This is a genomic window from Streptomyces sp. NPDC058469, assembly GCF_042721125.1.
GTDB lineage: Bacteria > Actinomycetota > Actinomycetes > Streptomycetales > Streptomycetaceae > Streptomyces.
Genome location: NZ_JBHXME010000290.1, coordinates 1 through 6,527, shown reverse-complemented (window position 1 = coordinate 6,527; position 6,527 = coordinate 1). Strand labels below are relative to the sequence as shown.

6 protein-coding genes are annotated in these 6,527 nt (G+C 70.7%); 1 reads left to right on the top strand and 5 read right to left on the bottom strand.

The genetic code is table 11. The features are described 5' to 3' along the window. A partial coding sequence (locus tag ACFWP5_RS51325) for a primosomal protein N' (protein ID WP_384173986.1) occupies nt 1-1,951 on the bottom strand: 1,951 nt, incomplete at its 3' end. A gap of 595 nt (nt 1,952-2,546) precedes the next feature. Between ACFWP5_RS51325 and ACFWP5_RS51320 the strand changes: the two genes are divergently transcribed. Then, nucleotides 2,547-2,696: a hypothetical protein gene (locus tag ACFWP5_RS51320; protein WP_384173983.1), complete on the top strand. Its 150-nt coding sequence runs from the start codon at nt 2,547-2,549 to the stop codon at nt 2,694-2,696. Nucleotides 2,697-2,772: 76 nt separating this feature from the next. On the opposite strand, the gene metK is transcribed toward ACFWP5_RS51320, so the two are convergent. The 4 genes from metK to gmk form a co-directional block, all read right to left on the bottom strand. Further along, entirely contained in the window at nt 2,773-3,981 is a 1,209-nt protein-coding gene (gene metK / locus ACFWP5_RS51315) for a methionine adenosyltransferase (protein ID WP_384173980.1), read from the bottom strand. A 250-nt stretch (nt 3,982-4,231) separates the two neighbouring features. Then, complete coding sequence (gene coaBC, locus ACFWP5_RS51310; RefSeq protein WP_384173977.1) at nt 4,232-5,434, bottom strand: bifunctional phosphopantothenoylcysteine decarboxylase/phosphopantothenate--cysteine ligase CoaBC; 1,203 nt, start codon at nt 5,432-5,434, stop codon at nt 4,232-4,234. Between the two features lie 161 nt (nt 5,435-5,595). Beyond that, nucleotides 5,596-5,868, bottom strand: a complete 273-nt coding sequence (rpoZ, locus tag ACFWP5_RS51305; RefSeq protein ID WP_019059732.1) for a DNA-directed RNA polymerase subunit omega — start codon at nt 5,866-5,868, stop codon at nt 5,596-5,598. A gap of 40 nt (nt 5,869-5,908) precedes the next feature. After that, nucleotides 5,909-6,448, bottom strand: coding sequence for a guanylate kinase (gene gmk, locus ACFWP5_RS51300; protein WP_384173988.1), 540 nt, complete (start codon nt 6,446-6,448; stop codon nt 5,909-5,911). Between the last annotated feature and the right edge of the window lie 79 nt (nt 6,449-6,527).

Below are 6,527 nucleotides of genomic sequence, written 5' to 3'. Positions count from 1 at the left end.
GCACCGGCACAGGCCCCAACACCTCAGCGTCAGACGGCAGTTCAACAGCAGCAAGAAACTCCGCGACAGCCCCCGCAACCCCGGCCACCGCAGCCATCCGAGACACCGGCGGAAACCCCAACTCCCCCCGCTCCGCAAGCTCCCGCACCGCATGCCCGACGGGGTCCCACCGCACCAACGCCTGCACGGGCCGCAAGGTAGGTTCGGCAACCACAACCACAGTCCCCCCAGCCCCCTGCGGCCGCACCAACGAACTCGCCGCGATCCACCGCCGCAACGCGTCCTCCCCGGCCCGCAGATCAGGCCGCCCGAGCATCGCCCACCCGTCCAGCAGGAGCGCCGCCGCATAACCGCCCTCGGCAACCGGCTCGGCCCCCGGCGTACTCACGACCAACGCGGGCGTCCCAGGCACCGTGTCGAGCACCTGCTCCCGCCCCGACGTCCGCACCGGCACCGCCGGAAACGCCCGCCCCAACTCCTCCGCCGTCCGCCGCGCCCCGACGATCTGGGCCCGCAACCGGAACCCCCCGCACTCGGGACAGTGCCAGGAGTTCTCCTCGACCCCGCACCACCCACAGCGCAGCACGCCCGCGTCCTGCCCCTCCAACGGCCCCGCACAGTGCCGACACCGCGCGGCGGCCCGGCACTGGGCACACGCCATCCGCGGCACATACCCCCGCCGAGGCACCTGCACCAGCACAGGCCCGTGCTTCAGCCCCTCCCGCACCGCCTGCCACGCCAACGTCGGCAACCGCGCGGCCCGAGCGGCCTCGTCCCGAGCCAGGTCCCCGTCTCCCACGGTCCGTACGAGCGGAGCGGCCACCCGCACCTGGTCCCGCGACGCGACCAACGGGCGAGCCCACCCGCTCTCCACGAGCTGCGCGGCCTCCACCGTGCAGCTCCAACTCCCCAGCAGGAAGCCGCACTTGTCCAGCGCGGCCCGCAACAACAGCACCTCCCGCGCATGCGGCTGCGGCGCGTGCTGCTCGCTGTGGCTGTCGTCCCCGTCGTCCCAGATCGCGACAAGCCCCAGATCCTGCACCGGCGCGAACATCGCGGCCCGCGTCCCGACGACCGCGCGCACGGACCCCCGCCGTACGGCCAGCCACTGCCGATACCGCTTCTCGGGCCCGGCATCGGCGGTGAGCAGCGCATGCCGCCCCTCCCCCAGCAGCGCGGTCAACGCGGCGTCGACCCGTCCGGCGGCCCGCCCGTCCGGTACGACGACGAGCGCCCCGCGCCCCGAGGCGAGCGTCGCGGTGACGGCCCGCGCGATCTCCTCGCTCCACTCGGGCCCCGGCAGCGCGTTCCACACAGCCCGTGGCGCACCCCCCGAGGCCAGCGCCTCCAGAAACCCGGCCCCCCGCTCATACCGCGCCCAGGACCCCGCCTCGGGCGCCTCAGGCGGCGGCAACGGCGCGGGCGACGCCTTCTGCTCGGCCCGCGCACTACGCGGCGGCACGGCCAGCTGCAGCACATCGGCAAGGCTCCCGGCATACCGATCGGCAACGGCCCGTGCCAGCCCCAGCAGTTCCGCACTCAGCACCGGCTCGGGCGACACAACCTGCGCCAGCGCGGCAAGCGGCCCGGAGTAATCGGACTCGGCCAGCCGCTCGACAAGAAACCCGTCGATCAGCCCCCCGCCCTCACGCCGCCCGTCCCGCACCCGATGCCGCCCGGCCCCGAACCGCACCCGCACCCGCACCCCGGGCTGCGCGTCGGCGTCGAGCTCCTCGGGCACCGCATAGTCGAAGTACCGATCAAGATGCAGCACCCCCTTGTCGACGAGCACCCGCGCGACCGGCAACTCCCCGGCCAACGCGGCCCCCCGCCACGTCCGCGGCTTCGCCTTCGGCCCCTTCGCCTGCCGCACACTCTCCCGAATCAGCGCAAGCTGCTCAGGCGGCGCACCCTCCGCCCCGCCGTCCCGTTCCCCGTCCGCGCTGCTCACCCTTGCATTCTTACCAAACCCGACTGACAACGACCGCTGCCCGCCGCACGTACGTGATCTTCTAGGCCTCGCCGAGGACCCGAACGATGAGCTCTTCCGCGAAGGCCATGTCCTCGTCCGGGTCACCGCCCCGGAACCGTCCCCCGGCCTCCGAGGCGGCGAACCCGAGCATGAACGTGGGCAGCAGCCGCTCGGCCCGCGGATCCGCTCCTCCTGAAGACCGGCGGCGCGCAGGGCGCCGTAGACCGCGTCGCGAGGGCCGACGGCCTCCGGTGTGAGCGCCGGCCGTTGGAAGAGCAGCAGGAACAGGTCGGGGTGGCGGCGGGCCGTGGCCCGCATGCTGTGGGACCCAACAGGCCGTACTGTTCCTCTTCGCGACCGCGACCTTCGGCTTCCCCCTCCCCGCCGGCACCTGGCGCCTACCCCTGATGGCCCTTCTCTGGGCCGCCTGCGTCACCGCCTGCGGCCTGGCACTCGGCGTCCACGCCCGCACCCAGGGCCAGTTGGCCGGCGCCTCCGACATCGGCGCCCTCACGATCACCTGCCTCAGCGGCTGCCTGGTCCCCCTCACCGTCCTCCCCCCTGGGTCTCCACGGTGGCCCCCGCGACACCGGGCTACTGGGCCCTGCACGGCTTCCAGGCATCCGTCACCGGCGACACCCAGGCCTACGCACACTCAACGGCGGTCATCGCAGCCATCACAACAGCGGCGCTCCTTGTGTCGGCCCGCCACATCCGCCGCTGATCCCGGCGTGAAACACCGAAGCCCGGCTCCCCCAAAGGGAAACCGGGCCTCGCAGAGCCTGACGTCGGCGCGGAACCTACAGTCCCGCGGCCTTGCGCAGCGCGTCCACGCGGTCGGTGCGCTCCCACGTGAAGTCGGGGATCTCACGGCCGAAGTGGCCGTACGCGGCGGTCTGGGCGTAGATCGGACGCAGCAGGTCCAGGTCGCGGATGATGGCGGCCGGACGCAGGTCGAAGACCTCGTCGATCGCCTTCTCGATCCGCTCCGTGTCGACCTTCTCGGTGCCGAACGTCTCGACGAACAGGCCCACCGGCTCGGCCTTGCCGATCGCGTACGCGACCTGTACCTCGCAGCGCGAGGCGAGGCCCGCGGCGACGACGTTCTTGGCGACCCAGCGCATCGCGTACGCCGCCGAACGGTCCACCTTGGACGGGTCCTTGCCCGAGAACGCGCCACCACCGTGACGGGCCATGCCGCCGTACGTGTCGATGATGATCTTGCGGCCGGTCAGACCCGCGTCACCCATCGGGCCGCCGATCTCGAAGCGGCCGGTCGGGTTCACGAGGAGGCGGTAGCCGTCGGTGTCGAGCTTGATGCCCTCTTCCACGAGCAGCTTCAGCTCGGCCTCGACCACGAACTCGCGGATGTCGGGGGCCAGCAGCGACTCCAGGTCGATGTCGCTCGCGTGCTGCGAGGAGACGACCACGGTGTCGAGGCGGACGGCCTTGTCGCCGTCGTACTCGATGGTGACCTGGGTCTTGCCGTCGGGGCGCAGGTAGGGGATGGTCCCGTTCTTGCGGACCTCCGAGAGGCGCTTCGACAGGCGGTGGGCCAGGAAGATCGGCAGCGGCATCAGCGTCGGCGTCTCGTCCGTCGCGTAGCCGAACATCAGGCCCTGGTCGCCCGCGCCCTGCCGGTCCAGCTCGTCCTCGTCGCCCTCGACACGGTTCTCGTACGCCGTGTCGACACCCTGCGCGATGTCCGGGGACTGCGCGCCGATGGACACCGAGACGCCGCAGGAGGCGCCGTCGAAGCCCTTCTTGGAGGAGTCGTAGCCGATCTCCAGGATCTTGTCGCGGACGAGCTGCGCGATGGGCGCGTAGGTCTTGGTGGTGACCTCGCCGGCCACGTGCACCAGGCCGGTCGTGATCAGCGTCTCGACGGCGACCCGGGAATTCGGGTCCTCCCGCAGAAGCGCGTCGAGAATGGTGTCGCTGATCTGGTCAGCGATCTTGTCGGGGTGACCTTCGGTCACGGACTCCGAGGTGAAAAGACGACGGGACACAACGCTCCCTGAGGTTGCAGCGGCTGCTGGCTGATCATTGGCGGACGGGACGGGAGCTGCGCCCGACGTCGTCCGAGAACAGTTTATCGGTCGCGGTCGGCAGACGGTCCCCCTGTCTCGCCTCTCGGGAAACGCTGTGACCTGCGGCGCGCGCATTTTGCCGAATGCCGAGTGCCGTTGGCCAGAGCCGCCACGCACGAATGTCAGGTTTCGGCGAACTGACAGATGGCTGACAGATGGCTGAAACAATTCAGGCGAGACGGTGTATCACCAGGTCCCACACCGTCTCGGCCAGGGCTTCCTTCGGGCCGTACGGTACGGCGGTCTCGCTGCCGTCGGCACCCAGCACGACCGCCTCGTTCTCCTCGGAACCGAACGTCTTGCGCTCCCCCACCTCGTTCACCACCAGCAGATCGCACCCCTTGCGTGCCAGTTTGGTACGGCCGTTGGCGAGGACGTCGTCCGTCTCGGCGGCGAACCCGACGACCACCTGACCGGGGCGGGCCCGGTCGGCGGAGATCTCCGCGAGGATGTCCGGATTCCGCACCAGGACGATGGGGTCGGGGTCCTTGTCGTCCTTCTTCTTGATCTTCCCGGACGCGTACTCGGCCGGGCGGAAGTCCGCGACCGCCGCCGCCATGACGACCGCGTCCGCGTCCGCGGCGGCCTTCAGCACCGCCTCCCGAAGCTGTACGGCGGTCCCGACCGGGACGACGTCCACGCCCGCCGGGTCCGGCAGTCCCGTGTTCGCCGCGATCAGCGTGACCCGGGCTCCGCGGGCCGCCGCGGTGCGGGCGAGGGCGTAACCCTGCTTGCCGGAGGAGCGGTTGCCGAGGAAGCGGACCGGGTCGAGGGGCTCGCGGGTGCCGCCGGCGCTGACGACGACGTGCCGGCCCTTGAGGTCGGGCTCGGTGACGCCCCGGGCGAGCACCCGGCGGCAGACCTCGAAGATCTCGGTGGGGTCGGGCAGCCGGCCCTTGCCGGTGTCGACGCCGGTCAGCCGACCGACGGCGGGCTCGATCACGACGGCCCCTCGGCGGCGCAGTGTCGCCACGTTCTCCTGGGTCGCGGGGTGCTCCCACATCTCCGTGTGCATGGCGGGCGCGAAGACGACCGGACAGCGGGCGGTGAGAAGGGTGTTGGTGAGGAGGTCGTCGGCCAGGCCGTGGGCCGCCTTCGCGAGCATGTCCGTCGTCGCCGGTGCCACGATCACCAGGTCGGCGCTCTGGCCGATGCGCACGTGCGGGACCTCGTGGACGTCGTCCCACACCTCGGTCGAGACGGGGTGCCCGGAGAGCGCGGACCAGGTGGCCGCGCCAACGAAGTGCAGGGCGGACGCGGTGGGGACGACGCGGACGTCGTGGCCCGACTCCGTCAGTCTCCGCAGCAGCTCACAGGCCTTGTACGCGGCGATGCCACCGCTGACCCCCAGAACGACCTTGGGCTTGTCCACCGTCTCTCCCCGAGTTCGGAAACGTGCGTGCGGCTCGTGCGACCCGTACGACTCCATGACACACCACAGGCCCGGCAGTCGCTGCCGGGCCTGTGGATAAAGCTGCTGCGATCTACAGATACGACTATCTGCTCACGTATCTGTTCACGCCATGTTGCGCCTCAGGTCGCGGGGCCCTCGACGGCCTCGGACGTCAGCAGACCCGCGTTGATCTCGCGCAGGGCGATGGAGAGCGGCTTCTCGTGGACGTGCGTGTCGACGAGCGGACCGACGTACTCGAGGAGGCCCTCGCCGAGCTGCGAGTAGTACGCGTTGATCTGACGGGCACGCTTGGCGGCGTAGATCACGAGGCTGTACTTCGAGTCTGTGGCCTCGAGGAGCTCGTCGATCGGAGGGTTGATGATGCCCTCGGGAGCGGTGATGGAAGAGGACACGCTCTGCCTTCCGAAAGATGGGATGAGATCGGAAAAACGATCACACAACTTCCATCAAGGCTAGCAGCTCGCGCGCTACGTCCTCGACGGAGGTGTTGACCAGGGTCGCGTCGAACTCGGGCTCCGCCGCCAGCTCGATCTTGGCCGCCTCCAGGCGGCGCTCGATCACCTCGGGCGGCTCGGTGCCCCGTCCGGTGAGCCTGCGCACCAGCTCGTCCCAGGAGGGAGGAGCCAGGAACACCGAGTGGGCCTCGGACATGGACTCGCGAACCTGCCGGGCACCCTGGAGGTCGATCTCCAGCAGCACCGGCACGCCGGACTCCAGATGCTCGAGCACAGCGGTACGCGGCGTGCCGTAGCGGTTGCCGGCGAATTCGGCCCACTCCAGCAGCTCGCCGTTGGCGATCAGCTTGTCCATCTCCTCGTCGGAGACGAAGAAGTAGTGGACGCCGTGCTTCTCGCCGGGGCGGGGCCTTCGGGTCGTCGCCGACACCGAGAGCCACACCTCGGGGTGTTCCTTGCGCATATGGGCGACGACCGTGCTCTTGCCGACCCCAGAGGGGCCGGAGAGCACGGTCAGCCGATGCCCTGCTCCTGGAGGAAGCCCGCGAACTTCTTGGCCGCGTCCGCCGCCGGGTCCGTCACCCGCAGCACCGGGC